The organism is Agromyces sp. Marseille-Q5079 (genome assembly GCF_051016555.1).
Classification (GTDB): Bacteria; Actinomycetota; Actinomycetes; order Actinomycetales; family Microbacteriaceae; genus Agromyces.
The window spans coordinates 117,317-143,061 of sequence record NZ_JBPEJF010000001.1; the positions used below are offsets into that span (position 1 = coordinate 117,317).

The window sequence follows — 25,745 nt, forward strand, 5'->3', positions numbered from 1 at the left end:
CTCGCGTGCGAGCCAGAGCGCCCGACGACAGCCAGCCGGCCGGGAGCCCCGTATGGCCCGCCCGCGTCGCCGTCGCGCTGACGGCGCCCTGAACGCTTCAGTGCGAGCCCTGTCGGGCCGCCACCTCCGATGTTGCGGAGAGCCCGCGGACATTGCCCCGATGAGAGCTACCTGATCGCGTTGGACCCCTGAGAGCGATTGCTCAACCGCAGGTACGGGGTGGTCCTCTCTCGCGGAAAGCCATCCCTCTTGCGCGGGCGCCGCACGCCTCCCGCCCAGCGCGTTGGCTCGGCCAGGCGAGATGTCGCTTCCTGTTGCGTGGTCGTCGGAACTCAGCGAGAAGGTGATCGTCGAGCGCTTCGGCATCGGCCGGCGGTCGCCGACGGGTGCACGACGACGGGTGCACGACGTCGGCGGATCGTATACGATCACAGCAGACCCCGACGAAGTGGAGCCCATCCGTGCTTGACCCCTCCCGCATCGAGGCGATCGCCGACGAACTCGTCGCCGCCGACCGCGACCGCACCGTCGTGCCGCTGCTCACCGCACGCGACCCGGGCATGACGATCGACGACGCCTACGCCGTGCAGCAGCTCTGGGCCACGCGGCGCATCGAGGCCGGCGCCCGCCGCGTCGGCCGCAAGATCGGGCTCACCTCGAAGGTCATGCAGGTCGCGACCGGCATCACCGAGCCCGACTACGGCGTGATCCTCGACGACATGGTGATCGAGTCCGGCGCCTCCGTCGAGTACGACCGATTCTCGAACGTGCGCATCGAGGTCGAGCTCGCCTTCGTGCTCGCGAAGCCGCTGCGGGGTCCCGGGGTCACGATCTTCGACGTGCTCGACGCGACGGCCTACGTCGTGCCCGCGCTCGAGATCCTGAACTCGCACATCGAGATGCAGGGGCGCACGATCGTCGACACCATCAGCGACAACGCGGCGATGGGAGCGATGGTCGTCGGCGGCCGCCCCGTGAAGGTCGACGCGGTCGACCTTCGCTGGGTCTCGGCGCTGCTCTACCGCAACCAGGTCATCGAGGAGTCCGGTGTCGCCGCGGCCGTGCTCGGGCACCCCGCGATGGGCGTGGCCTGGCTCGCGAACAAGCTCGCGCAGCACGAGCAGTCGCTCGAGGCGGGCGAGATCATCCTCGCCGGATCGTTCACCCGGCCCATGTGGGTCGAACGCGGCGACACCGTGCACGCCGACTACGGACAGCTGGGAGCCGTGACATGCCGATTCGAATGAGCCTTCCGCCGACGCTCGGCGACCGCATCGCGGCATCCGATCGCCCGCTCGTCGGCGCCTGGTCGTGCGCCGGCAGCGCGACCAACGCCGAGATCGTCGCCGGGTCGGGCCTCGACGTCGTGCTCATCGACGCCGAGCACTCCCCCGCCGACCTCGAGTCCGTGCTCGACCAGCTCCGGGCCGTCGCCGCCTACTCGGCGGCCCCGCTCGTGCGACCGCCCTTCGGCGACGCCGTGACGCTCAAGCGCTACCTCGACATCGGCGTGCAGAACCTGCTGGTGCCGATGGTCGACACCGCCGAGCAGGCGAGCGAGATCGTGCGCGCGGTGCGCTACCCGCCGCTCGGCGTGCGCGGTGTCGGCAGCGCCCTTGCACGATCGTCGCGCTGGAACCGGGTCGAGGGCTACCTCGGCGACGCGTCGTCGACCGTCTCGCTGTTCGTGCAGGTCGAGTCGGCGACGGCCGCCGCGAACGTCGAGGAGATCCTCGCGGTCGACGGGGTCGACGGCGTGTTCTTCGGCCCGGCCGACCTCGCCGCGTCCATGGACCTGCTCGGGCAGCAGGAGCACGCCGACGTCATCGCGGCGGTGCTCGCGGGCATCGAGGCGGCGAAGGCCGCGGGCAAGCCGTCGGCCGTGAACGCCTTCGTGCCGGCATCCGCCGACCGCTACCTCGCCGCCGGCGCCTCGCTCGTGGTCGTCGGCGCCGACGTCGCGCTCCTGGCCCGGAGCACCGAGGCTCTCGCGGCCCGGTTCATCCCGCAGCCGGCGACGGATGACGCGGGCACGCCCCGAGCCTCCTACTGACGGGTCGCCCCACGGGGTTGCCGATCCCGCCAGATCGTATATCATTTCCAATATCACTAGACGAGGACGTCCATGAACGCCATCCCCACGCCGGGCAAGATCATCGCCGTGCACCTCAGCTACCCGTCGAGGGCCGCGCAGCGAGGTCGCACCCCCGCGCAGCCGAGCTACTTCCTCAAGCCCTCCTCATCGCTCGCGGTTACCGGCGGCACCATCGAGCGCCCGGCCGGCACCGAACTGCTCGCGTTCGAGGGTGAGATCGCGCTCGTCATCGGGGAGCCCGCACGCCGGGTGTCCCCCGCCGAGGGCTGGCGACACGTGGCCGGGGTCACCGCCGCGAACGACTTCGGCCTCTACGACCTGCGCGCCGCCGACAAGGGTTCCAACGTGCGCAACAAGGGCGGCGACGGCTTCACGCCGATCGGCCCCGCGACGATCCCGGCCGACGTCGCCGGCGAGGACGGCTGGCGGGTGCGCACGTGGGTGAACGGCGCGCTCGCCCAGGAGGACACCTCCGATACCCTGCTCTTCAGCTTCGGCCGGCTCATCGCCGACCTCTCGCAGCACCTGACCCTCGAGACCGGGGACGTGATCCTCACCGGCACGCCCGCCGGGTCGAGCGTCGTCGTGCCCGGCGACGTCGTCGAGGTCGAGGTCGACGCCCCCGGCGCACCGGGCGCGCCGTCGACGGGCCGCCTCGTCACGACCGTGACCCAGGGCGAGCAGGCGTTCGGCGACTTCGGCGCGAAGCCCGCCGTCGACGACGCCCAGCGCATCGAGGCGTGGGGCAGCGAGGCCGAGCACGCCGCGGCCGTCGCCGCGGGCAAGGCCTCCCCGCTCGACGCGAGCGCCGGCGGACCGGCCGCCGAATCCACCGTCGAGGCACCTGCACCCGCGCTGACCGACGAGGTGCGCGAGCTGCTCGGCCGCTCGGCCGTCGCGACCATCTCGGCGGCGCTGCGCAAGCGCGGGTACCACGACGTCTTCATCGAGGGCGTGCTGCCGAACCACTCGGGCGACCGCATCGTCGGCGTGGCGAAGACGCTGCGCTTCATCCCGTTCCGCCCCGACCTGTTCGCGGAGTTCGGCGGCGGCTACAACGCCCAGAAGCGGGCGTTCGACACGGTTGATCGCGGCGAGGTGCTCGTCATCGAGGCCCGCGGCGAGCGCGGCACCGGAACCGTCGGCGACGTGCTCGCGCTCCGCGCCCAGGTGCGCGGCGCGGCCGGCATCGTCACCGACGGCGGCGTACGCGACTTCGACGCCGTCGCGGCGTTCGACATCCCCGTGTTCTCGCAGGGCCCCCACCCGAGCGTGCTCGGCCGGCGCCACGTGCCGTGGGAGACCGACGTCACCATCACCTGCGGCGGCGCCGCCGTGCAGCCGGGCGACGTGATCGTCGGCGACGGCGACGGGGCCGTCGTGATCCCCGCGGCGATCGCCGCCGAGGTCGCCGCGGAGGCCGCCGCACAGGAGGCCGAGGACGCGTGGGTGGCCGAGCAGGTCGCCGCCGGCGAGCCGGTCGACGGCCTCTTCCCCATGAACGCCGCGTGGCGGGCCCGCTACGAGGCATCCGCTCGCCCCGCCGTGCCGAGCGCGGCCGACGCACAGGGCGGCGAGGCGCACCGATGAGCGAATCGAAGTCGCAGCAGGCCTACCGCTTCATACGTGACCGCATCGACGACGGCCGGTACGTGCCCGGCTTCCGGCTCGTGCTCGGGCAGATCGCCGGCGAACTCGACGTCAGCGTCGTGCCCGTGCGCGAGGCCATCCGCCTCCTCGAGGCCGAGGGGCTCGTCACGTTCGAGCGCAACGTCGGCGCCCAGGTCGCGCTCATCAAGGAGACCGAGTACCTGCACACCATGCAGACCCTCGCGCTCGTCGAGGGGGCCGCGACCGCCATGTCGGCGCCGAGGCTCACCCCCGATCACGTGCGCCGGGCGCGCGAGGTCAACGAGCGGATGCGCCGGAGCCTGCAGGACTTCGACCCGCACACGTTCACCGCCGCGAACCTCGAGTTCCACGCCGTGCTCTTCGAGGAGTGCCCCAACCCGCACGTGCTCGAGCTCGTGCACCGCGGCTGGAACCGCATGAAGGTGCTGCGCGACTCGTCATTCAGCTTCGTGCCGGGCCGCGCGCACGAGTCCGTCGAGGAGCACGATCGCATCCTCGGGCTCATCGAACGCGGCGCGGCGCCGCTCGAGATCGAGCTCGCGGCCCGCGAGCACCGGCTCGCGACCCTCGACGCCGTGCTCGCCTACCAGGCGGAGCACCAGACCCCGCCGGCGACGCCGCCGGCATCCGAGCCCACCACCGAACGGAAGATCCGCGCATGACCCACCACGTTCCCGAAGGCCTGCCCGACCGCATCCGCCACTTCATCGACGGCGAGTTCGTCGACTCGGTCGGCGGCGAGACGTTCGACGTGCTCGACCCCGTCACCAACGAGACGTACGTGCAGGCCGCTGCGGGCCAGCAGGCCGACATCGACCTCGCGGTCGCCGCGGCGAAACGCGCATTCGCCGAGGGCCCGTGGCCCCGGATGCTGCCGCGCCAGCGCTCGCGCGTGCTGCACCGCATCGCCGACCTCGTCGAGGCGAGCGACCGACGCCTCGCCGAGCTCGAGACCTTCGACACGGGGCTGCCGATCACGCAGGCGCTCGGCCAGGCGCAGCGCGCGGCCGAGAACTTCCGGTTCTTCGCCGACCTCATCGTCGCCCAGCGCGACGACACCTACAAGGTTCCGGGGCGCCAGGCGAACTACGTCAACCGCAAGCCCATCGGCGTCGCCGGGCTCATCACGCCGTGGAACACGCCGTTCATGCTCGAGTCGTGGAAGCTCGCGCCCGCTCTCGCCACGGGCAACACGGTCGTGCTGAAGCCCGCCGAGTTCACGCCGCTCTCGGCCTCGCTGTGGGCCGAGATCTTCCGCGAGGCCGGCGTACCCGACGGCGTGTTCAACCTCGTCAACGGCCTCGGCGAGGAGGCGGGCGACGCGCTCGTGAAGCACCCCGACGTGCCGCTCATCTCGTTCACGGGCGAGAGCCGAACGGGCCAGCTCATCTTCGCCAACGCCGCCCCCTTCCTCAAGGGGCTCTCGATGGAGCTCGGCGGCAAGAGCCCCGCCGTCGTCTTCGCCGACGCCGACCTCGAGTCCGCGCTCGACGCGACCGTGTTCGGCGTGTTCTCGCTCAACGGCGAGCGCTGCACCGCCGGGTCCCGCATCCTCGTCGAGCGGGCGATCTACGACGGTTTCGTCGCCCGCTACGCCGAGCGCGCGAAGAACATCGTGGTCGGCGATCCGCACGACCCCGCCACCGAGGTCGGCGCGCTCGTGCACCCCGAGCACTACGAGAAGGTCATGTCCTACGTCGAGATCGGCAAGGGCGAGGGCCGTCTGGTCGCCGGCGGTGGGCGCCCCGAAGGGCTCGACACCGGCAACTACGTGTCGCCGACGGTCTTCGCGGATGTCGCGCCCGACGCCCGCATCTTCCAGGAGGAGATCTTCGGCCCCGTCGTCGCGATCACGCCCTTCGACTCCGACGAGGAGGCGCTCGCCCTGGCGAACGACACTCGCTACGGCCTCGCGGCCTACATCTGGACGAACGACCTCAAGCGAGCGCACAACTTCTCGCAGTCGGTCGAGGCCGGCATGGTCTGGCTGAACTCGAACAACGTCCGCGACCTCCGCACCCCCTTCGGCGGGGTCAAGGCGTCCGGCCTCGGCCACGAGGGCGGCTACCGCTCGATCGACTTCTACACCGACCAGCAGGCCGTGCACATCACGCTCGACGAGGCGCACTCCCCGCGCTTCGGCGTCGGCCCGAAGCCGGTCGCGTAGGCGCCTCCGCGCCGGTTCGAGACCCGCACCCGAGACATCCGCTCACCGAGACATCCGTTCCCCGAGACATCCGCTCAACGAAGAGAAGGCACCACCCATGACCGAACCCGTCGTCACCGACCGGAACCCCATCCCCGCGCCCGCGAACCGGGTGCCCACGCCCACGGCGCCCGCGCCCGACATCGTGCGCTGCGCCTACATGGAGCTCATCGTCACCGACCTGGCCGCCTCCCGCGCCTTCTACGTCGACGTGCTCGACCTCGTCGTCACCGAGGAAGACGACGAGGCCGTCTACCTGCGCTCCTTCGAGGAGTTCATCCACCACAACCTCGTGCTGCGCAAGGGCCCGGTCGCCGCGGTCGCCGCGTTCAGCTACCGGGTGCGCACGCCCGAGGACCTCGACCGGGCGGTGGCCTTCTACACCGAGCTCGGATGCCGCGTCGAGCGCCGGGCCGACGGCTTCACCAAGGGCATCGGCGACTCGGTGCGCGTCGAGGACCCGCTCGGATTCCCCTACGAGTTCTTCTACGAGGTCGAGCACGTCGAGCGGCTCGCGTGGCGCTACGACCTGCAGACCCCCGGATGCCTCGTGCGCCTCGACCACTTCAACCAGGTCACGCCCGACGTGCCGCGCGCGGTCGCGTACATGGAGGACCTCGGGTTCCGCGTGACCGAGGACATCCAGGACGAGGCCGGCACCACGTACGCCGCCTGGATGCGCCGCAAGCCCACCGTGCACGACACCGCCATGACCGGTGGCGACGGCCCGCGCATGCACCACATGGCGTTCGCGACCCACGAGAAGCACAACATCATCGCGATCTGCGACAAGCTCGGCGCCCTGCGCCGCTCCGACGCGATCGAGCGCGGGCCGGGCCGCCACGGCGTCTCGAACGCGTTCTACCTGTACCTGCGCGACCCCGACGGCCACCGCGTCGAGATCTACACCCAGGACTACTGGACCGGTGACCCCGACAACCCCGTCGTCACGTGGGACGTGCACGACAACCAGCGCCGCGACTGGTGGGGCAACCCCGTCGTGCCCAGCTGGTACACCGACGCGAGCCTCGTGCTCGACCTCGACGGCGAGCCCCAGCCCCTGGTGACGCGCACCGACGACTCCGAGATGGAGGTCACGATCGGGGCCGACGGGTTCTCGTACACGCGCGAGGGCGACGCGGAGAAGGGCTTCAAGCTCGGCAACACGCTCTAGCGCCGACCACGTGGAGCGCGGCCGCGTCGCACCCGCACATGACGAACGCCGCGCGGCGAGCCCCGGAACCCGGGGATCCGCCGCGCGGCGAGCCCATGCGCGCGAGGCTGCTAGTTCTTGAAGAGCACCGGCTCGCCCTCGTAGTCGCTGAACGGGTTCTCGTCGGCGGAGCTGTTGCCGGTCCAGAGCATGCCGCCGATCGGCTCGCCGCCCTCGACCGAGGCGCCGACCATGCACTGGTCGAGCACCGCCGTGCCCGCATTGAACTCCTCGGTGAACGACTCGGACTCGCACTCGTCCCAGCCGATGACGCTGACCTCCTGCGCCTTCGCACCGGTGGCGTCGGCGGGGCGGAAGTCGGTGTAGTTCGCCCCGTAGGTGATGTCGTCGCCCGAGACCTTCTGCTGCTGGTAGCGGATCAGCGAGACGTTCCAGCCCTTGAGCTCGGGGATCTCCGCGACGAGCGCCTCGGTCTGCTCGGCCGTCGCCGGCTCGATGCTCACGAGCTTGGTGTTCAGCACCGCGGTCTTGTCGTCGTAGTCGACGAACTCGTAGGTGCCCCAGTCGCCCAGCGCGACGGTCTGGCCCGGCTGCAGGAGCTCGCCCTCGACGGCGTTCTCGACCGTGCCCGCCGACTCCTCGGTCGGTTCGGCGCTCGCGCTCTCCTCGACGGTCGTGTCGGTCTTCTTCGCGCCCGAGTCGGCCGGCGCCGTGGTGCACGCGGTCAGTGCGAGCGAAACGGCGGCGAGCGCGACGAACGCGATGGACGTCTTCATCATTCTTCTCCTTGTCGTGCGACCGAGCCCCTCACGGCCGCAGGCGATCCACATCGCAGGCGCGCGAAACGGCCCGGCTGTCGGAGGTGGATTCGCGACGACGCTACGGGACCTCGCGCGCGCCCGACATGGGGACCGGTACCCGGCTCATCCCGGCGCATCCGATCCGGGCCGGCCGCAGCCCGTCGCCGAGCGCGTCAGCCGAGGAATCCGACCGCGGCGTCCTTGAAGGCCCGGGCGGTGAGCGTCGAGACGTGGTCGCGACCGGGGATCGTCACGACCTCGCTGCCCCAGGCCGCGGCCAGCTCCCGGGCCCCGTCGGGCACCGGGTCGTCCTCGCCGATGACGAAGAGCGAACGGATGCCGCGAGGGAACTCGAGTGTCGCGCCGGCGAACCCCTCGACGACGCCGAGCAGCGCCTCGCGGTCGGCGCCGGACGCGATCGCCGGCCGGAGCACCTGGTCGATGAGGCGATGCCCGCTCGGCTCGTCGTGGAGCAGGAGCGCGCGCACCTCGTCGAGGTTCCACGAGGCGAACAGCTCGGTCGGACCGGCGCCGCCGATCACCGCGCGGCGCAGCCGGCCGGGCGCGATCGCGGCCATCGCGGAGATCACGCGGTTGCCCATCGAGTACCCCACGGCGTCGACCCGCTCGATGCCCGCGGTGTCGAGCACGGCGACGAGGTCCGCGCCGAACGCCGCCGGGGCGTACTCCGCGGCATCCGTCGGCTTGTCGCTCTCACCGTGTCCGCGCAGGTCGACGGTCACGACGCGTCGGCCCGCCTCGTTCAGCGCACGCACCCATCCGGTGCGCGCCCAGGTGACGTCGGCATCGGACGCGAAGCCGTGCACCAGCAGCACCGGCGGCAGTGCGCGGCCGTCCTCGGTCGCGGGAACCGCCTCCGCGCGCGCGTCGTCGTCCGCGGGGGCGTCGTCGTCCGCGGGGGCGTCGTCGTCCGCGGGGGCGTCGAACACCCGGTAGGCCACGAGCACGCCATCCTCCGACTCGGCGTAGAGCACCGCCTCGCGCGACGCCGACGGCATCACGCGGTCTCCCCCGCGGCATCCGGCCCGACGGCATCCGGCCCCGCGGCATCCGACCCGACGATCTCGGCTCCCGCATGCCCGAGTTCGGCGAGCGCGGCCGCCGACGACTCGGGCGCGACGCCCGCGACGAGGTCGGTGAGCACGCGCACGTGCTGCCCGTGCTCGAGCGCGTCGAGGGCGCTCGCGCGCACGCAGTAGTCGGTCGCGATGCCGACGACGTCGACCTCGGTGATGCCGTGGGCGGTCAGCACCTCGCCGATCGACGCGCCCGCGTCATCCGTGCCCTCGAAGATCGAGTAGGCGGGAACGCCCTGCCCCTTGCGGATGTGCACGTCGATGCCGGCCGTCGCGAGGTCGGGGTGGTACTCGGCGCCCGGGGTGCCCGCAACGCAGTGCGCCGGCCAGGTGTCGACGAAGTCGGGCTCCGCATCGACGGCGAAGTGCCCGCCGTTGTCGTTCTCGCCCGAGTGCCAGTCGCGGGAGGCCACCACGAGCGCGTAGTCGCTGCGGTGCGCCTCGAGGTGCCGCGTGATGCCCGCCGCCACGGCCGCTCCCCCGTCGACCCCGAGCGCACCGCCCTCGGTGAAGTCGTTCTGCACGTCGATGATGAACAGGGCCCTGGTCATGGCTCACTCCCGCCGATCGGGGCACCGGACGACGGCAGGCAACGGATGCCGCAGCCACCGGATGCCGCAGGTGCATCCATTCTTCCAGTCACGCCGCGTCGCGGCATCCGCTTGCCGTATACCGACGCACCGGCTGCTACTCGTTGGAGAGCTCGTCGCCGCAGAGGTAAAAGCCGGTCGTGAGCGTGTCGATCGCCTGCTTGGCCTCGTCGGTCACGTCGCCGAGCGCGTAGATCGCGAACGTCAGCGTCGAGCCGTCCTGGGCGCGGACGACTCCGGCGAGGGTGTATCCCGTGTTGATCCACCCCGTCTTCGCCGAGACGGCGCCGGCCGCCACCGAGTTGTCGCCCGCGAACCGGTCGCTGTACGAGAGCGATCCACGCTGGTTCGAGACCGGGAGGCCGTCCATGAGCACGCCGAGGTTGCCCTCCCGGGCATTGATCTTCACGAAGAGCTGCGTCAGGTACGACGGCGGCACGGCGTTGTCGTCGCTGAGCCCCGAGCCGTCGACGACGGTGATGCCCGACGTGTCGACGCCGTAGTCGGCGAGGCCCTGCAGCACGCCCGCGTTGATCGCGTCGAAGGTGTTGCCCGAGCCCGTCTGGATCGCGACGAGGCGTGCAAGCATCTCGGCCACGGTGTTGTCCGAGACGACGAGCGCCTTGTCGACGAGCTGCGCCACGGTCGGCGAGCTCACGGCGCCGAGCTGCTGGGCGCCCGCCGGCGCGGTGCCGCGTTCGATGGCGCCGATGCCGCCGAGCGTGTCGGCGAAGGCCTGCCCGGCCCGGCCGATCGGGTCGGTGCTGCGCCAGGAGGTGTTCGAGTACGGGTCGTCGCGGTCGCCGTCGACCTGGAGCGCCGTGATGTTCGACATGTACCCGTCGTCGCGTTCGACGGTGTCCCAGCTCGCCTGGTACTCGTCGCCGCCGAAGTAACTCGCGTCGAGGATCAGCTTCGTCAGCGGCGGGTTCGACGGGTCGGCCGCCCACGCCGCCTGCACCTGCGCGGCGAGGTCGTCGAGGTGCGCCGCGCCCGGATACACGGTCTCGCTGCCGCTGGGGGTGCGCGACAGCGTCACGTCGCCGCCGCCGACGAGCACCGCGGAGCCCGGTTCGGCACCCTTCACCACGGTGGTCGTCGCGCGGTAGTCGGGCCCGAGCACGTTCAGCGCGGCCGCCGTGGTGAGCACCTTCATGACGCTCGCGGTGCGCGACGGCGTGCTGCCGCCGCGGTCGTAGAGCACCTCGCCGGTCGCGGCGTTCACGACCTGCGCCTGGAGGTTCGCGAGGCGCGGGTCGGCGGCCCGGTCGGCGACCGAGCACGTTCGGATCCTCGTCTCGATCGCGCTCGGCGCCGCCACGTTCGCGGGCGCGGGGCGACCGGGGTCCGCGGTCGGCGTGGGCGTCGGGGTCTCGGTCACCAGCGCGACCGGCACCGCCTCCCGCGTGTTCAGGGCGGTGCCGGCGAACACGGCGCCGACGCCGAGCAGCGCGAACGCGACCACGCCGGCGGTCACTGCGAGCGCACGGCGGTGCCGGCGGATGAAGGCGAGGGCGGATGCCGCGGGCGCTGCGGGCTCGGTCGAAGCGGAGGCCTGAGCGGCGCCGATCTCGTCGGCGGATGCCTCCGCGTCGACCGATGCCTGGGCATCGACGAGCGGCTCGGTGCGAGCGGATGCCGCGGCGTCGCCCGGCTCGAACGCGACGGTCTCGGCATCGTCTGCTGCGGCGAACACGACGGTCTCGGCGTCGCCGCTCGACTCGTTCGCGACCGTTTCGGCGTCGCCACTCGACTCGTTCGCGACCGTTTCGGCGTCGCCACTCGACTCGTTCGCGACCGTCTCGGCGTCGCCTTCAGGCGCTGCATCAGCAGCGTCGGGAGCGTGCTCTGGGTCGACCGGAGGCGGGGTCGCGTCGGGCTCGCCCGTGGCATCCGTCTCGTCGGTCATCCGGGGATTCTACGGGCCGCACCAGAGCGAAGCCTGATCACGGGCCGAAAAACCCCTGCACGCGAGTCGTCGCGACGTGCGCGCAACGCAACCGCGCCGGCGTCACTCCCCCGGGTAGCGGAGCCCGATCTGCTCGCGGATCGCGTCGAGCGTGGCCATGATCGCGACGGTCTCGTCGATCGTCAGCAGGTCGCCGGCGAGGGTTCCGGCGGCGACGAGGCGCTCGACGGCCGCGGCCTGGAAGTGCATGCCTCGCCCGACGACCTCGGATTCGTACGTCTCGATCACGGTGCCGTCATGGCCGACCACGCGGAACGACGTCGGCGTGTACCAGACGGCGTCGATGTCGATTCGCGCCTCGGTGCCGAGCACGCTCGCGACGTTCGGCCCCTTGAGGTCGCTCGCCGAGACCGTGGTCGCGACTCGACCGTCGTCGTAGCCGAACACGACCGCGATCTGCGCGTCGGCGCCGGTCGACTTGAACGTCGCGGTGCTCTGGATGGTGGTCGGTTCGCCGAAGAGGTCCCACGCGAACGAGACCGGGTAGATGCCGAGGTCGAGCAGCGCCCCGCCGCCGAGCTCGAGCGCGTTGATGCGGTGCGCCGGGTCGTCGGACAGCTTCTGCGTGTGGTCGGCGATGAGCGAGCGGACCTCGCCGAGCGCACCGCTCGCGATGATCTCGCGGATGCGCACCATGTGCGGCAGGTACCTGGTCCACATGGCCTCGAGGAGCAGCAGCCCCTTGGATGCCGCGAGCTCGGCGATCTCGCGGGCCTCGGCGGCGTTCAGCGTGAACGGCTTCTCGACGAGCACGTGCTTGCCGGCCTCGAGCGCGAGCCGCGCGTTGGCCGCGTGCATGGGGTGCGGGGTGCCGATGTAGATCGCGTCGACCTCGGGATCCGCGACGAGCGCCTCGTAGCTCGCGTGCGAGTTCGGGATGTCGAACTCGGTGGCGAACGCGTCGGCGCCGGCCTGCGAACGCGAGCCGACGGCGCGCACGTCGAAGCCGTTCGCCTTCAGGTCGCTCGTGAACAGGTGCGAGATCCAGCCGGTCGCGAGAATGCCCCAGCGCAGTCGTTCGGTCATGCGCTCAGCCTACCGAGGCCGCCGGGATCCGGGATCAGCCAAGCGCGATGCGCAGCAGCACGTCGGGGGCGCGGTCCTTTCCGCGAGGCGTGATGATCGCGCTCGCGATCGAGTAGAGGAGGCCGTAGCGGCGACGCAGCAGGCCCTGCAGCCGCTCGGCTTCGGCGGTGTCCGTGACGATCTCGGCCGTGCCGGCGGACTCGGGCGCACCGGCGCGCACCCTCCCGCGGAAGTCGCAGGGAGCGACGAGCACGCGGTCGTCGCGGCGGAGGCGCTTCAGCTTGCCCGTGCCGGCGGGGGTCTGCACGACGATGCGCGGGCCGTCGAGGGCGAACCAGACGGGCGTCGACACGGGGGTTCCGTCCTTGCGGAAGGTCGTGAGCGCCACGTACTTGCCCGCCACGATGGAACCGGGTGTCGCCATGCTCGCTCCGTTCGCAGAAATGCCGAAGGCCCGGACTACGTCCGGGCCTTCAAGTGGAGCCGCCTGTGGGAATCGAACCCACGACCTTCTCATTACGAGTGAGACGCTCTGCCGACTGAGCTAAGGCGGCCAGTGATGACCAGCGCTCGAAAGCACCGACCGGCACGAGAGACCATGTTACCGGATCTTCGAGGCCCCGTTGACCACCCTCAGCACGTGGTGTCGTCGGCGGGCACGGTGCCGTTGACGAAGTACTCCTCGACGGCGCCGTCGACGCACTCGTTCGACTTGTTGTACGCGGTGTGACCCTCGCCCTCGTACGTCAGGAGCACGCCGCTGTCGAGCTGGTCGGCGAGCGAGACGGCCCACGTGTACGGCGTCGCGGGGTCGTTGGTCGTGCCGATGACCACGATCGGCGCCGCGCCCTCGGCGTGGATCGCCGTGCGCTCGGCCGTGGATGCGACGGGCCACTGGATGCAGCCGAGGTCGCCATACGAGAAGTACGGGCCGATGACGGGTGCGGCGGCGGCGATGCCCGCCGCCTTCTCGCGCATCACCGCGACGTCGGACTGGTAGCTGTAGTCGAGGCAGTTGATCGCGAGGAACGACTCGGTCGAGTTGTCGTTGTACGTGCCGTCCTCGTTGCGCCCGTAGTATCCGTCGGCGAATGCGAGCGCCGCGTCGGCGTCGCCGAGCATCACGGCGTCGAACATCTGGCTGAGGTACGGCCACGAGTCGGCACTGTAGAGCGGGTAGACGATCGCCGTCACGAGCGTGTCGGCGCCGACCTCGCGCCCGTCGGTGCCGCGCATCGGGCTCGCATCGACGGATGCCAGGAGCCGGCTGATCTCGTCCATCGACGCGTCGACGGTGCCCGTGAACGGGCAGTCGGTGCCGGCGAGGCAGTCGGCGAGGTAGGCGCGGAGCGCGGACTCGAAGCCCTTGGCCTGCTCGCGGGAGACGTCTTCTTCGTTCGCCTGCGGATCGATCGCCCCGTCGAGCACGAGGCGACCGACGCGATCGGGGAACAGGCCCGCGTAGGTGGCGCCGAGGAAGGTGCCGTACGAGTAGCCGAGGTAGTTGAGCTTGTCGTCGCCGAGTGCGGCCCGGAGCATGTCGAGGTCGCGCGCGGCACTCTTCGTGTCGACCTCGCCGAGCAGGTCGCCCGTGTTCTCGCCGCAGGCGGCGCCGAAGTCCGTCTTGACCTGCAGGGTGTTCTGGATCCACTCATCGCTGCCGCGCTCGCCGGGCACGATGCCGAAGAGGAAGTCGTCCATCTCGGCGGGCTCGTAGCAGGCGACCGCGGACGACCTGCCGACGCCGCGGGGGTCGAACCCGATCACGTCGTAGTGCTGCTGCAGAGGCTCGCCGACGGCGTAGTCGAGCGAGTCGGCGATGAAGTCGTAGCCGGAGCCACCGGGGCCGCCGGGATTGACGAGCAGCGACCCGAGACGTTCACCGGTGGCCCGGTGCCGCACGAGCGCGAGGTCGACCTCTCCGGCAGCGGGGTCGTTCCAGTCGAGCGGTGCGGTCGCCGTGGCGCAGTCGAGGGAATCGCCGCAGCCCTCCCAGCTGAGGGTCTGCGCGTAGAACGGCTCGAGCTCCGCCTCGACCTGCTCGCCGGTCGGCGTCGACTCCGACTTCGCCGGCTTCAGGAACGACGGCACGCACGCCGTGAGCGCGAGCAGCGCCGCGAGCGATGCGGCGAGGGCGGCCACTCGCGCGCCACGCGGCATCCGGCCTCGCGACCGGTCTCGAGCTGGCGTGCGGCGGGTTGGCTCGGTCATGCGGCCCCTCGTTCGGTGTCGGGTCGTCGGATCGCCGAGACCAGCATGGCCTCGAGCGCGAGTGCGGGTGCGACGTTGCCCTCGATTCGCTCGCGCGCCTCCTGGATCGCATCGAGCGTCGCGAGGGTCTTCGCGGGTGTCGCGGATGCCGCGGCGCGGCGCAGGGCGTCGAAGAGCTCGCGGTTGACGAGCTCGACCTGCGCGTCGAGCTGGAGGAGCAGCACGTCGCGGTAGAGCGTCGACAGGTCGACGAGGATGCGGTCGATGCCGTCTCGGAGGCTTCTCGTGGCGCGCCGCTTCTGGTCGTCTTCGAGCGCCTTGATCTGCGGGCGAAGGGCCGAGGGCACGGCCTGCCCGGGTGCGATGCCGAGCGAGTGCAGTGCGTGCTCGCGCTCCTCGGCGTCGCGGAGGGCGGTGATCGCCTTCGCGTCGTCGCCCGCGATCTCGAGGTACCGCGCGGCGGTCGACACCGCCGTGGCCGCCGACCGCACCTCGAGGGCGAGCCGCAGCGTCTCGGCGCGTCGCTGGCGCGCCTCGTCGCTCGTGGCGAGCCGGTGGGCCATGCCGATGTGGCTCTGCGCCTCGCGTGCGCACCGCTCGGCGAGCTCGGGGTCGATGCCGTCGCGTCGCACGAGGAGGTCGGCGACGTCGGCCACGCTCGGCATGAGCAGCCGCACCGAGCGGACGCGCGACCGGATGGTCGGGATGAGGTCGGCCTCGCTCGGCGCGCACAGGATCCAGACGGTGCGCTCGGGCGGCTCCTCCAGCTCCTTCAGGAGGAAGTTGGAGGTCTGCTCGGTCATGCGGTCGGCGTCTTCGACGATGATGACCCGATGACGGCCGATCGAGGGCGCGTAGTGGGAGCGCTTGACGATCTCGCGCACGTCGTCGCGCTTGATGATGACGCCCTCGGTGGCGAGCACGTGCAGGTCGGGGTGGCTGCGCGCCTGCACCTGGATGCGCGTCTGCTCGTCGCCGTCGGGCCGCCCCGAGATGAGCGCGACGGCGAACGCGTACGCCAGGTTGGACCGCCCCGAACCGGGGGGCCCGGTGACGAGCCAGGAGTGCGTCATCTGCTGCGACCCGCCGACTCGGCTCGCGGATGCCTCGGGGGTCACGCCGCCCGCCGTCTCGGCGGCCGCGCGGAACACCGCGATCGCGGCATCCTGCCCGGTCAACTCACTCCACACGCTCACGGCTCCACGCTACCTTCCGACGCCGACAGCGGAGCCGTCGCGGGCGACGCGCGCACGTCAGAGCAGCGCGGCGACGCGCGAGCGGATGACCTCGGCGATCGCCTCGACGGGCTGCGACGCGTCGACGACGAGGAAGCGCCCGGGTTCGGCTGCGGCGAGCGCGAGGAAGGCCGCCCGGACCCGGTCGTGGAACTCGGAGGCCTCGGCCTCGAGCCGGTCGTACCGGGTGCGCGCGCCGTCGAGCCTGGCGCGCGCCGACGTCGCGTCGAGGTCGAGCAGCACGGTGAGGTCGGGCTGCAGGCCCTCGGTCGCCCACTCGGAGAGGCCGCGGACGGCCTCGGGATCGAGCACACGCCCGGCGCCCTGGTATGCCACCGACGAGTCGACGTAGCGATCCTGGATGACCACGTCGCCGCGCTCGAGGGCCGGGCGCACGAGGGTGGCCACGTGGTGCGCGCGATCGGCCGCGTAGAGCAGCGCCTCGGCGCGCGGGGCGATGTCGCCCCGGTGGTGCAGCACGATCTCGCGCACCTCGACGCCGACCTCCGTGCCGCCGGGCTCCCGGGTGCGCACGACGGCACGCCCCTGCCCAGTCAGCCAGGACTCCAGCAGTTCGGACTGGGTGGTCTTGCCGGTGCCGTCACCGCCTTCGAGGGTGATGAAGACGCCGCGGCTCACGCCTCGCTCGGCTTCGTCGTCGTCTTCCTGGCTGCGGGCCGCTTCGCGGCCGTCGTGGTGGTCTTCGCCGCCGCCGTGGTCTTCGCCGCGGGCTTCTTCGCGGCAGGCTTCTTCGCCGCCGGCGCCTTCTTCGCACGCGGCGCGGCGGGGCCCTTGTCGCGCTTGATCTGCAGGAGCTCGACCGCGCGCTCGAAGGTGATCTCCTCGACCGACTCGGCCCGCGGGATCGTGGCGTTCGTCGTGCCGTCGGTCACGTACGGTCCGAAGCGGCCGTCCTTGACCTTGATCGGCTTGCCGCTGACCGGGTCCTCGGCGAACTCCTTGAGCGCGCTCGACGCACGACGGGCCCCGTACTTCGGCTGGGCCAGCAGTTCGAGTGCCCCGGAGAGGTCGATGTCGAAGATCGCGTCCTCGCTCGGCAGGGTCCGGGTCTCGGCCGCCTTCTTCAGGTACGGTCCGTACCGGCCGTTCTGCGCGGTGATCTCCTCGCCCGACTCGGGGTCGAGACCGACGACGCGCGGCAGGTCGAGGAGCTTCAGCGCGGTGTCGAGGTCGATCTCCTCGATCTGCATGCTCTTGAACAGCGACGCCGTACGGGGCTTGACCGCGACGGGCTTCTTGGCGCCCCGCTTCGGCTTGGGCGCCTCGACGACCTCGCCGGTCGCCGGGTCGACGGTCGCGGCATCCGACGTCTCGGGCTCGAGCTCGGTGACGTAGGGGCCGAAGCGGCCGTCCTTCACGACGACCTGCTTGCCGTTCTCGGGGTTGGCGCCGAGCACGCGGTCGGTCTGCACCGGCGCGTCGATGAGCTCCTGCGCCTTGGCTGGCGTGAGCTCGTCGGGAGCGAGGTCGAGCGGCAGGTTGACGCGTCGAGGCGGTGCGTCGGCTGCGGCTTCGGGGTCGACGGTCTCGAGGTACGGACCGTACTTGCCGATGCGGAGCGTGATGCCCTCGGAGATCGGGATCGAGTTGATCTCGCGTGCGTCGATGTCGCCGAGGTTGTCGACCACCTGACGGAGCCCGCGGTGCGTGTCGTTGCCGAAGTAGAACCCGTTCAGCCAGTCGACGCGGTCGGCCTCGCCCGAGGCGATGCGGTCGAGGTCGTCCTCCATCTCGGCGGTGAAGTCGTATTCGACGAGGTCGGCGAAGTGCTCCTCGAGCAGGCGCACGACCGAGAACGCGATCCAGCTGGGCACGAGGGCCTGGCCGCGCTGCGTGACGTACCCGCGGTCGATGATCGTCGAGATGATCGACGCGAAGGTCGACGGGCGACCGATGCCGAGCTCCTCGAGTCGCTTCACGAGGCTCGCCTCGGTGTAGCGCGGGAGCGGGCTGGTCTCGTGCCCCTTGGCCTCGACGTGCTCGAGGCCGATCTCCTGGCCCTCCTTCAACGGGGGCAGCTTGGCCTCGCCAGAGGCGTCCTCGGCGTTGCGCTCCTCGTCGCGCCCCTCTTCATAGGCGGAACGGAAGCCCGGGAAGGTGATGACGGTGCCGCTCGCCGTGAACTCGGCGATCGTGCCGCCGATCGCGGCGGTCGCGGCCTCGGGCGACGCGGCGTCGGTCGCGGTCGGTCCGACCTCGATGGTCACGGTCGCCGTCTGCCCCTTGGCATCGGCCATCTGCGAGGCGACCGTGCGCTTCCAGATGAGGTCGTAGAGCTTGAACTCGCTGCCGCGGAGCACGCTCGCGAGCTCCGACGGCGTGCGGAACACCTCGCCGGAGGGGCGGATGGCCTCGTGGGCCTCCTGCGCGTTCTTGGACTTGCCCGTGTAGACGCGGGGCGCGGCCGGGATCGAGTCGGCGCCGTACAGTGCGGTCGCCTGGGCCCGTGCAGCATCGATCGCCTGCTTCGAGAGCGAGACCGAGTCGGTGCGCATATAGGTGATGTAGCCGTTCTCGTACAGCGACTGCGCGACGCGCATCGTGTCGCGGGCCGAGAGCCGCAGCTTGCGGCCGGCCTCCTGCTGGAGGGTCGACGTGGTGAATGGGGCCGGGGGGCGGCGCGTCCACGGCTTCTGCTCGATCTTCGAGACCGTGCGGCGCACTCCCGGCGCGCGGAGCGCCTCGGCGAGCGCCTGGGCGGTCGCCTCGTCGAGCACGGCGGCGCTGCCCTTGAGCCGGCCGAGGTCGTCGAAGTCGCGGCCGGCGGCGATGCGCTGGCCGCCGAGGCGCACGAGCTTGGCGTCGAAGGCGGATGCCGCGGCGGATTCGGGCGCGAACCGTCCGATGAGGTCCCAGTACTCGGCCGAGACGAATGCGAGGCGCTCGCGCTCGCGGTCGACGACGAGCCGCGTGGCGGCGGACTGCACACGACCGGCGGAGAGGCCGGGGCCGACCTTGCGCCAGAGCACCGGCGACACCTCGTAGCCGTACAGCCGGTCGAGGATGCGGCGCGTCTCCTGGGCGTCGACGAGCGCCGTGTCGAGCTCGCGCGTGTTGTCCTTGGCGCGCTGGATCGCGTCCTTCGTGATCTCGTGGAAGACCATGCGGCGCACGGGCACCTTCGGCTTCAGCTCCTGCAGGAGGTGCCAGGCGATGGCCTCGCCCTCGCGGTCCTCATCGGTTGCGAGCAGGAGTTCGTCGGCGTTCTTGAGTGCGCGCTTGAGTTCGGCGACGGTCTTCTTCTTGGAGTCCGAGACGACGTAGTACGGCTCGAAGCCGTTGTCGACGTCGACCGAGAACTTGCCGAGGCCGCCCTTCTTCAGTTCGGGCGGGAGGTTCTTGGGCTCGATGAGGTCGCGGATGTGACCGACCGACGAGAGCACCTCGTAGCCGTCGCCCAGGTATTGGGCGATCGACTTCATCTTGGTCGGCGACTCGACGATGACCAGTTTCTTCGCGCCTGACACCAGACTCCTCTGTATTCCGTGATGGAGATCGCACGCGGACCGCGCCCCCGAGCGGTGTGCCGCCGGGAGAACGAATGCGCCCCGACAAGCCACACCATACACATACTGACCGTGAGCGCACCGATTCGAGGGCCGTCCAGCAGGGCCGGATGATCCGCGGGAACGCCCGCTCGAACCCTTGCGTTCCGCCCGGAGCGGAGGACAATCGAGACCATGGACACCTCTTCCACGAGCACCTACACCGCGAAGCTGATCGACGGGCCGCTCGAGGGCAAGACGGTCGCGACCGCCTTCCTCGACTCGGGCGACCCCAGACCGAGACTCGAGCTCAACGTCGAGCAGGGCAAGCACTACGTCTACGGGCGGGGCGCCGGTCTCGAGTTCGCCGCCGACGACGACGACCGCCCCACGGCGGTTGAGTACCGATTCCTCGAGACCGTCTTCGAGTGAGTCGACGCCGGCTCGACTGACGCGCGGGTTCATCGGTCGCTCCCGGGCGGTCCGGCGCGGGCGGATGCCACGGGCTCGACGCCCGGCACCCGACCGGAGACGGCGACCACGACGCTGCTGATCGCGCCGTCGACCGTGCACGACACCAGCCGTGCGCCGTTGCGCACCGCGAGCGTGGCCGCGAGGTCGCACGGCGTTCCCACGAGCGCACCCGACGCCGCGTCCGCTGCGGCGAGCGCCGACGCATCGGCCGCGGCCGCCGCGCGGCGGACGTCGACGTACGTCGCGACGACGCCGAGCGAGAGCGTCGCGAGCACGACGACCGCCCCGAGGATGCCGACGGCGACGACGCTCGCCGCGCCACCGTCGGCCGAACGGCGCGCGGCGGACGCGTGAGCGGTGGCGCGGTCGGTCGCGCGGGCGCACATCGCCGCCCGGGCGCGGCCCCTCGCCACTAGCGGCCTCCCGACATCGCGCACGACTCGCTCCGCAGCGGCAGGGCCGCGAGCAGTCCCCCGCCCGAGGCGCCGAGGGTGACGCACACGAAGGTGCCGTCGTCGACGGTCTCGAAGGAGGTGGGCGCGGCGATGCGGCCCGCGATGGCCGACGCCTCGCCCACCGACTCGCCGCGGCCGAGCGATCGTGCGGCGGCCGCGGCGGCATCCGTCAACCGCACGTCGAGGGCGACCAGGTGCACCGCGGCGAGGCAGATCGCGAGCACGAGCATGATCGCGGGCAGCGCGACGGCGAACTCCGCCGTCACGCTGCCGCGCTCGCGCTCAGCCGACGGTGAGCGCGTTGCGCACGAGGTCGGTGAGGATGCCGCGGACCTCGTCGCCGCGGAGGATGACGACGAGGAGTCCGGCGAATCCGACCGCGGCCATCGTGGCGACCGCGTACTCGGCCGTGGCCGCGCCTCGCTCGGCGCGGAGCCGCGATCGCGCGCGTTCGAGCAGGCGAGGACGCTCGGTCGGGCTCGGGTCGGTTGAGGCAGGGTCGGCGATGAGGGCTCCTGCTGGTGCGTCGTCGTCGGGGGCGCGGTGGTGGGCGGTGGTGGACATGGAGCGGTTCCTTCCGTTGGGGCCGGCTCGCCGGCGAGGGGGTGGCACGATCGGGCGTCGTTCATGCGGCACCGCCGAGGGTGCCCGTGACGACGGAGATGAGCAGCGGGGCGACCCCGAGCAGCACGAACGCGGGGAGCACGCAGGCCCCGAGCGGGAGCATGAGGCGCACCCCGAGCGCAGCGCCCCTCGTGGCGGCCTCGGTGCGCGCGATGCGCCGATGCCGACGGGCCTCGGCGCGGAGCAGGTCGACGAGCGGCGCACCGGCGCGTTCGGCGAGCGAGATGGTCTCGGCGACCGCGGCTCCGGACGCCGGCGGGATGCGGTGCGCCGCGAGCGCCGAGGCGACGCACGCCCGCGCGCGCTCGACGGAGGCCCCGCCCGCCATGGCGATGGCGAGCAGCTCGAGCTCCAGCCCGGCGTCGTCGTCGAACGCGGCGGCCCGCCGGGCGAGCGACGCGCTCCACCTCCGGGCAATGGCGAGGAATGCGAGGCCGAGCAGGAGGCACAGCACGCCGATCGGGTTGCCGAGCAGCACGCCGGCCGTGTCGAAGCCGAGCACCGACCCGAAGGCGAGTGCGACGAGGGGCAACGCGAGCACCAGGCGCGCGCTGGCTGCCGGAGCGGAGAGGGACGTGCGGATCTCGCGTCGCAGGTGCGCCTCGTCACGGAGCGATGAGCCGAGTTCGCGAAGCGTCGCGCTCAGGGGCGCGCCAGACTCGCTCGCAACCGACCATGCAGCCGCCAGCACGGCCCATCCCCGCACTCGATCGCCCGGATGCTCGACGCGCCGTCGCCCAGGCGCGATCGACGGACTCGTCGCCGCATCGACGGCGAGCGCGACCGAGGTCCCGTGCTCGGCCGCGGTCGCGGCGGCGTCGAGGACCGGCGCGTCGCTCGCCTCCGACAGGTAGCGCCACGCGGTCGAGGCGGGAACCCCGGCGGAGAGCAGCACCGCCAGGCGCTCGACCACGGCCGCGACCTCGTCGACCTCGGCGGCGTCATCGACTCGTGCGCGGAGCATCGGGACCCGCTCGCGCAGCCGTCGAGCGAGGCGGACACCGGCTGGGACCCACGTCGAACCCGGAGCCCCGGGTCGTGGAGCATCGACCGCGCCGGTCATCGCCACTCCCCCTGACCCAGCGCCTCGACGGCGAGCGCGTCGCCCGCCAGGCGGAACCGTCCGATGCCGGAGAGGCGGCGCCGTCCGTCGAGGCGTTCGAGGTGCACGACGAGGTCGAAGGCGCTCACGGCCTGACGTGCGACGGCCGCGGGCGACATGCCGGCGACCGAGCCGAGCGCCTCGAGTCGCGCCGCGACATCCGCGAGGGAGTTGGCGTGCAGGGTTCCGGCCCCGCCGTCGTGGCCGGTGTTCAGCGCCGAGAGGAGTTCTCGAAGCTCGGCCCCGCGGCACTCGCCGACCACGAGCCGGTCGGGTCGCATGCGGAGCGCCTCGCGCAGGAGCGTGTCGAGTCCGATGCGCCCCGTGCCCTCGATGTTCGCCTGGCGCGCCTCGAGGCTCACCACGTGCGGGTGCGCGACCTGGAGCTCTGCGACGTCCTCGATGACGAGGATGCGTTCGTGCGAGGGCGCCTCCGCGAGCAGCGCGGCCAGCAGGGTCGTCTTGCCCGTGCCGCCCGCCCCGGTGACGAGGAGGTTCTTGCGCTGCACGACGGCGTCGCGGAGCAGCCGCTCCTCGTCTGCGGTGATCGCGCCGTCGTGCGCGAGGGACGAGAGCGTGAAGCCCCCCGGGCGCGGGATGCGGATGGACATGACGGTGCCGGCCGTCGAGAGCGGCGGCAGCACGGCGTGCACGCGGATGCCGCGACCGAGCCTGACGTCGACCGCAGGCGTCGCCTCGTCGATGTGGCGCCCGCCCCTGGCGATGAGCCGTACCGCGAGCGCACGCACGGCCGCCTCGTCGGCCGTCCAGGCGTGCTGGCGTTCGGCGCCGTGGCCGCGGTCGACCCAGAGCCCGGTCGCCCCGTTCACGAAGAGGTCGGTGACGCGGCCGGATGCCGCATAGGGCGCGAGCGGGCCCAGTGCCTCGAGGTCATGGGCGTCGGCGTGCGCTCCGCCCGTGCCGGCAGCACCGGCACCGGACGCGTCGAGGTCGGGTTCGACGGCGGCTGGGCCGTCGTCGGCGAGGTCCGCATCCGGGCGCACCGGTGCGGCGGGCGGGGCGAACGCCGACGGCACGGCGGACCACGCCGGGTCGCGGCGGGGTGCCAGCCACGAGGGCGAGGCGACGAAGGGGGCGGACATGACGTCGACGGTACGGACGGCCGACGGCCCGCGGCATCCGTTGGACCGCTGAAATGGAAAGAGCCTCCCCCACACCGTTGTGGAGGAGGACTCGATCTTTCAGCGCTGTTCGTGAACAGCAGCCCTTAACGAAAGGGGGCGGCACCCATTGGGGGGAACAGGTGCCGCCTCGGCAGCACAAGGATTGGGGGGAATCACGAGTGCTGCAGGCCGCGAAACGAAGTTCGGGCGGTACTCAGCATACGGCCTTCCGATGCCTTCGCAACTACTTTCTGTCCTCATTTGTGCGGACATACAGATTTCTCTGCGCAAAAGCACAGTAACGGTGAGTTCTCCACAGGGGAAGAGCTTCGCTCGGGTGTCCGCGACACCGAACGAAACGCATCGCGGGTGCGAGGTAGGGTGCTTCTTGGGGCAGGCGACCCAACGAAGATCCATTTCGCGAAGGAGCGACTGAAGAACCATGACCGTTCAGATCGATCACGCGCTCGAGGAGATCAGGCGATTCCGCCCGAGCCCCGAGTTCGCCGCCAATGCCATCGCCGATGCCGGCCTCGCCGAGGCCGCCCAGACCGACCGGCTCGGCTTCTGGGCCGACCAGTCCCGCGAGCTCCTCCAGTGGGAGAAGCCCTTCACCAAGACCCTCGACTGGACGAACCCGCCGTTCGCCAAGTGGTTCGAGGACGGCGAGCTCAACGTCGCCGTCAACTGCCTCGACCGGCACGTCGAAGCCGGCAACGGCGACCGCGTCGCCCTGCACTGGGTCGGCGAACCGGGCGACTCCCGAGACATCACCTACGCCGAGCTGACCGACGAGGTCAAGCGCGCCGCGAACGTGCTCACCGGCCTCGGCGTCGGCTCCGGCGACCGCGTCGCCATCTACCTGCCCATGATCCCCGAGGCCGTCGTCTCGATGCTGGCCGTGGCCCGCATCGGCGCGATCCACTCCGTCGTGTTCGGCGGCTTCAGCGCCGACAGCCTCGCCTCGCGCATCGACGACGCCGAGGCATCCCTCGTCATCACGGCCGACGGCGGCTACCGCAAGGGCAAGGTCTTCCCGCTGAAGCCCGTCGTCGACGAGGCCATCACGAAGTCGGTCTCCGGATCGGTCGCGAACGTGCTCGTGGTGCGTCGCGGCGAGAACGAGATCGCATGGAACGAGCGCGACCTCTGGTGGCACGAGACCGTCGGCACCGCGTCGAACGAGCACGAGGCCGAGAGCTTCGAGGCCGAGCACCCGCTGTTCATCCTCTACACCTCGGGCACCACCGGAAAGCCCAAGGGCATCCTGCACACGAGCGGCGGATACCTCACCCAGGCGGCCTTCACCCATAAGAACGTGTTCGACCTGCACCCCGAGACCGACGTCTACTGGTGCACGGCCGACGTCGGCTGGATCACCGGCCACACGTACGTGGTCTACGGCCCTCTCGCGAACGGCGCCACGCAGGTGCTCTACGAGGGCACGCCCGACACCCCGCATCCCGGCCGCTGGTGGGAGATCGTCGAGCAGTACAAGGTCTCGATCCTCTACACGGCGCCCACCGCCATCCGCTCGTTCATGAAGCTCGGCCGGCAGATCCCGCACGAGTTCAACCTGCGCTCGCTGCGCCTGCTGGGCTCGGTCGGCGAGCCGATCAACCCCGAGGCCTGGATCTGGTACCGCCACGTCATCGGCGGCGGCTCCATCCCCGTGGTCGACACGTGGTGGCAGACCGAGACCGGCGCGATCATGATCTCGGCCCTGCCCGGCATCACCGACATCAAGCCGGGCAGCGCCCAGGTCCCGATCCCCGGCATCTCGATCGACATCCTGAGCGATGACGGCTCCCCCGTCGAGGGCGAAGACGGCGGGCTCCTCGTGGTCACCGAGCCCTGGCCGTCGATGCTCCGCGGCATCTGGGGCGACCCCGAGCGCTTCAAGGAGACGTACTGGGAGAAGTTCGGCGACAAGTACTTCGCGGGCGACGGCGCACGGCGCGACGCCGACGGCGACATCTGGCTGCTCGGCCGCGTCGACGACGTCATGAACGTCTCAGGGCACCGGCTCTCGACCGCCGAGATCGAGTCCTCCCTCGTCGCACACCCCTGGACCGCCGAGGCCGCCGTCGTCGGCGCCGCCGACGAGACCACGGGTCAGGCGGTCGTCGCGTTCGTCATCCTGAAGGCCAGCCAGGCCGAACGGGTCACCGACCTCACGGCGGCGAGCGACGAGCTGCGCAAGCACGTCGCGACGCAGATCGGCGCCATCGCACGGCCTCGGCAGGTGTTCATCGTGAACGAGCTGCCGAAGACGCGTTCGGGCAAGATCATGCGGCGCCTGCTCCGCGACCTCGCCGAGGGCCGCGACATCGGCGACACGACGACCCTCGCCGACACGTCGATCATGCAGACGATCAGCGACCAGGTGAAGTAGGCGACAGCGCCGAATCACGGATGCCGCGGC

Annotated in this window: 23 protein-coding genes and 1 tRNA gene; 8 read left to right on the top strand and 16 right to left on the bottom strand. The window is 71.5% G+C overall.

Going from position 1 to position 25,745, the window contains the following annotated elements; all coding sequences use genetic code 11:
- Positions 1-461 precede the first annotated feature (461 nt).
- From hpaH to hpaD, 6 genes are all read left to right on the top strand, one after another.
- Positions 462-1,247: a 2-oxo-hept-4-ene-1,7-dioate hydratase gene (gene hpaH / locus ACR3IO_RS00525; RefSeq protein WP_434069225.1), complete on the top strand. Its 786-nt coding sequence runs from the start codon at positions 462-464 to the stop codon at positions 1,245-1,247.
- Complete coding sequence (locus ACR3IO_RS00530) at positions 1,232-2,053, top strand: HpcH/HpaI aldolase family protein (RefSeq protein ID WP_434069226.1); 822 nt, start codon at positions 1,232-1,234, stop codon at positions 2,051-2,053. Before hpaH ends, ACR3IO_RS00530 begins: the two co-directional genes overlap by 16 nt.
- Before the next feature lie 72 nt (positions 2,054-2,125).
- Positions 2,126-3,685, top strand: a complete 1,560-nt coding sequence (locus tag ACR3IO_RS00535) for a fumarylacetoacetate hydrolase family protein (RefSeq protein ID WP_434069227.1) — start codon at positions 2,126-2,128, stop codon at positions 3,683-3,685.
- Positions 3,682-4,389, top strand: a complete 708-nt coding sequence (locus ACR3IO_RS00540) for a GntR family transcriptional regulator (RefSeq protein ID WP_434069228.1) — start codon at positions 3,682-3,684, stop codon at positions 4,387-4,389. The genes ACR3IO_RS00535 and ACR3IO_RS00540 overlap by 4 nt, the downstream gene beginning before the upstream one ends.
- Complete coding sequence (hpaE, locus tag ACR3IO_RS00545; protein ID WP_434069229.1) at positions 4,386-5,894, top strand: 5-carboxymethyl-2-hydroxymuconate semialdehyde dehydrogenase; 1,509 nt, start codon at positions 4,386-4,388, stop codon at positions 5,892-5,894. Before ACR3IO_RS00540 ends, hpaE begins: the two co-directional genes overlap by 4 nt.
- Positions 5,895-5,991: 97 nt before the next feature.
- The gene (gene hpaD, locus ACR3IO_RS00550; RefSeq protein WP_434069230.1) at positions 5,992-7,107 is read left to right on the top strand and encodes a 3,4-dihydroxyphenylacetate 2,3-dioxygenase; all 1,116 of its coding nucleotides are present in this window, start codon (positions 5,992-5,994) and stop codon (positions 7,105-7,107) included.
- Positions 7,108-7,217: 110 nt separating this feature from the next.
- Here hpaD and ACR3IO_RS00555 read toward each other — a convergent pair whose 3' ends face one another.
- The 11 genes from ACR3IO_RS00555 to topA form a co-directional block, all read right to left on the bottom strand.
- Positions 7,218-7,883 (bottom strand): hypothetical protein, encoded by a 666-nt coding sequence (locus ACR3IO_RS00555; RefSeq protein ID WP_434069231.1) that lies wholly within the window; start codon positions 7,881-7,883, stop codon positions 7,218-7,220.
- A 197-nt stretch (positions 7,884-8,080) separates the two neighbouring features.
- Positions 8,081-8,926: an alpha/beta fold hydrolase gene (locus ACR3IO_RS00560; protein WP_434069232.1), complete on the bottom strand. Its 846-nt coding sequence runs from the start codon at positions 8,924-8,926 to the stop codon at positions 8,081-8,083.
- Positions 8,926-9,555 (bottom strand): isochorismatase family protein, encoded by a 630-nt coding sequence (locus ACR3IO_RS00565; protein WP_434069233.1) that lies wholly within the window; start codon positions 9,553-9,555, stop codon positions 8,926-8,928. The genes ACR3IO_RS00560 and ACR3IO_RS00565 overlap by 1 nt, the downstream gene beginning before the upstream one ends.
- A gap of 136 nt (positions 9,556-9,691) precedes the next feature.
- Positions 9,692-11,503 carry a D-alanyl-D-alanine carboxypeptidase/D-alanyl-D-alanine-endopeptidase gene (locus ACR3IO_RS00570; RefSeq protein ID WP_434069234.1) on the bottom strand — a complete coding sequence of 604 codons (1,812 nt, stop codon included), beginning with the start codon at positions 11,501-11,503 and terminating at the stop codon, positions 9,692-9,694.
- A gap of 102 nt (positions 11,504-11,605) precedes the next feature.
- Entirely contained in the window at positions 11,606-12,589 is a 984-nt protein-coding gene (locus ACR3IO_RS00575; RefSeq protein WP_434069235.1) for a Gfo/Idh/MocA family protein, read from the bottom strand.
- A gap of 34 nt (positions 12,590-12,623) precedes the next feature.
- Positions 12,624-13,013, bottom strand: a complete 390-nt coding sequence (locus tag ACR3IO_RS00580) for a PPOX class F420-dependent oxidoreductase (RefSeq protein ID WP_434069236.1) — start codon at positions 13,011-13,013, stop codon at positions 12,624-12,626.
- A 54-nt stretch (positions 13,014-13,067) separates the two neighbouring features.
- A tRNA-Thr gene (locus ACR3IO_RS00585) sits at positions 13,068-13,143 on the bottom strand.
- 79 nt (positions 13,144-13,222) lie between these two features.
- On the bottom strand, positions 13,223-14,800 hold the full coding sequence (locus ACR3IO_RS00590; protein WP_434069237.1) for an alpha/beta hydrolase: 1,578 nt from the start codon (positions 14,798-14,800) through the stop codon (positions 13,223-13,225).
- On the bottom strand, positions 14,797-15,996 hold the full coding sequence (locus tag ACR3IO_RS00595; protein ID WP_434069238.1) for a DNA polymerase III subunit delta': 1,200 nt from the start codon (positions 15,994-15,996) through the stop codon (positions 14,797-14,799). The genes ACR3IO_RS00590 and ACR3IO_RS00595 overlap by 4 nt, the downstream gene beginning before the upstream one ends.
- 57 nt (positions 15,997-16,053) lie before the next feature.
- Positions 16,054-16,674, bottom strand: coding sequence for a dTMP kinase (gene tmk, locus ACR3IO_RS00600; RefSeq protein WP_434069239.1), 621 nt, complete (start codon positions 16,672-16,674; stop codon positions 16,054-16,056).
- Positions 16,671-19,523 (bottom strand): type I DNA topoisomerase, encoded by a 2,853-nt coding sequence (gene topA, locus ACR3IO_RS00605; protein WP_434069240.1) that lies wholly within the window; start codon positions 19,521-19,523, stop codon positions 16,671-16,673. Before topA ends, tmk begins: the two co-directional genes overlap by 4 nt.
- A gap of 213 nt (positions 19,524-19,736) precedes the next feature.
- Between topA and ACR3IO_RS00610 the strand changes: the two genes are divergently transcribed.
- Positions 19,737-19,973 carry a hypothetical protein gene (locus ACR3IO_RS00610; protein ID WP_434069241.1) on the top strand — a complete coding sequence of 79 codons (237 nt, stop codon included), beginning with the start codon at positions 19,737-19,739 and terminating at the stop codon, positions 19,971-19,973.
- A 29-nt stretch (positions 19,974-20,002) separates the two neighbouring features.
- On the opposite strand, the gene ACR3IO_RS00615 is transcribed toward ACR3IO_RS00610, so the two are convergent.
- The 5 genes from ACR3IO_RS00615 to ACR3IO_RS00635 all read right to left on the bottom strand — a co-directional run bounded on the left by ACR3IO_RS00615 (position 20,003) and on the right by ACR3IO_RS00635 (position 23,299).
- Complete coding sequence (locus tag ACR3IO_RS00615) at positions 20,003-20,428, bottom strand: Rv3654c family TadE-like protein (RefSeq protein WP_434069242.1); 426 nt, start codon at positions 20,426-20,428, stop codon at positions 20,003-20,005.
- Positions 20,428-20,736, bottom strand: a complete 309-nt coding sequence (locus ACR3IO_RS00620; RefSeq protein WP_434069243.1) for a TadE family type IV pilus minor pilin — start codon at positions 20,734-20,736, stop codon at positions 20,428-20,430. Before ACR3IO_RS00620 ends, ACR3IO_RS00615 begins: the two co-directional genes overlap by 1 nt.
- Before the next feature lie 16 nt (positions 20,737-20,752).
- Positions 20,753-20,929, bottom strand: coding sequence for a DUF4244 domain-containing protein (locus ACR3IO_RS00625; protein WP_434069821.1), 177 nt, complete (start codon positions 20,927-20,929; stop codon positions 20,753-20,755).
- A 166-nt stretch (positions 20,930-21,095) separates the two neighbouring features.
- Entirely contained in the window at positions 21,096-22,058 is a 963-nt protein-coding gene (locus tag ACR3IO_RS00630) for a type II secretion system F family protein (protein WP_434069244.1), read from the bottom strand.
- A 95-nt stretch (positions 22,059-22,153) separates the two neighbouring features.
- The gene (locus ACR3IO_RS00635; protein WP_434069245.1) at positions 22,154-23,299 is read right to left on the bottom strand and encodes a TadA family conjugal transfer-associated ATPase; all 1,146 of its coding nucleotides are present in this window, start codon (positions 23,297-23,299) and stop codon (positions 22,154-22,156) included.
- A gap of 463 nt (positions 23,300-23,762) precedes the next feature.
- Between ACR3IO_RS00635 and acs the strand changes: the two genes are divergently transcribed.
- Positions 23,763-25,715, top strand: coding sequence for an acetate--CoA ligase (gene acs, locus ACR3IO_RS00640; protein ID WP_434069246.1), 1,953 nt, complete (start codon positions 23,763-23,765; stop codon positions 25,713-25,715).
- Positions 25,716-25,745 lie beyond the last annotated feature (30 nt).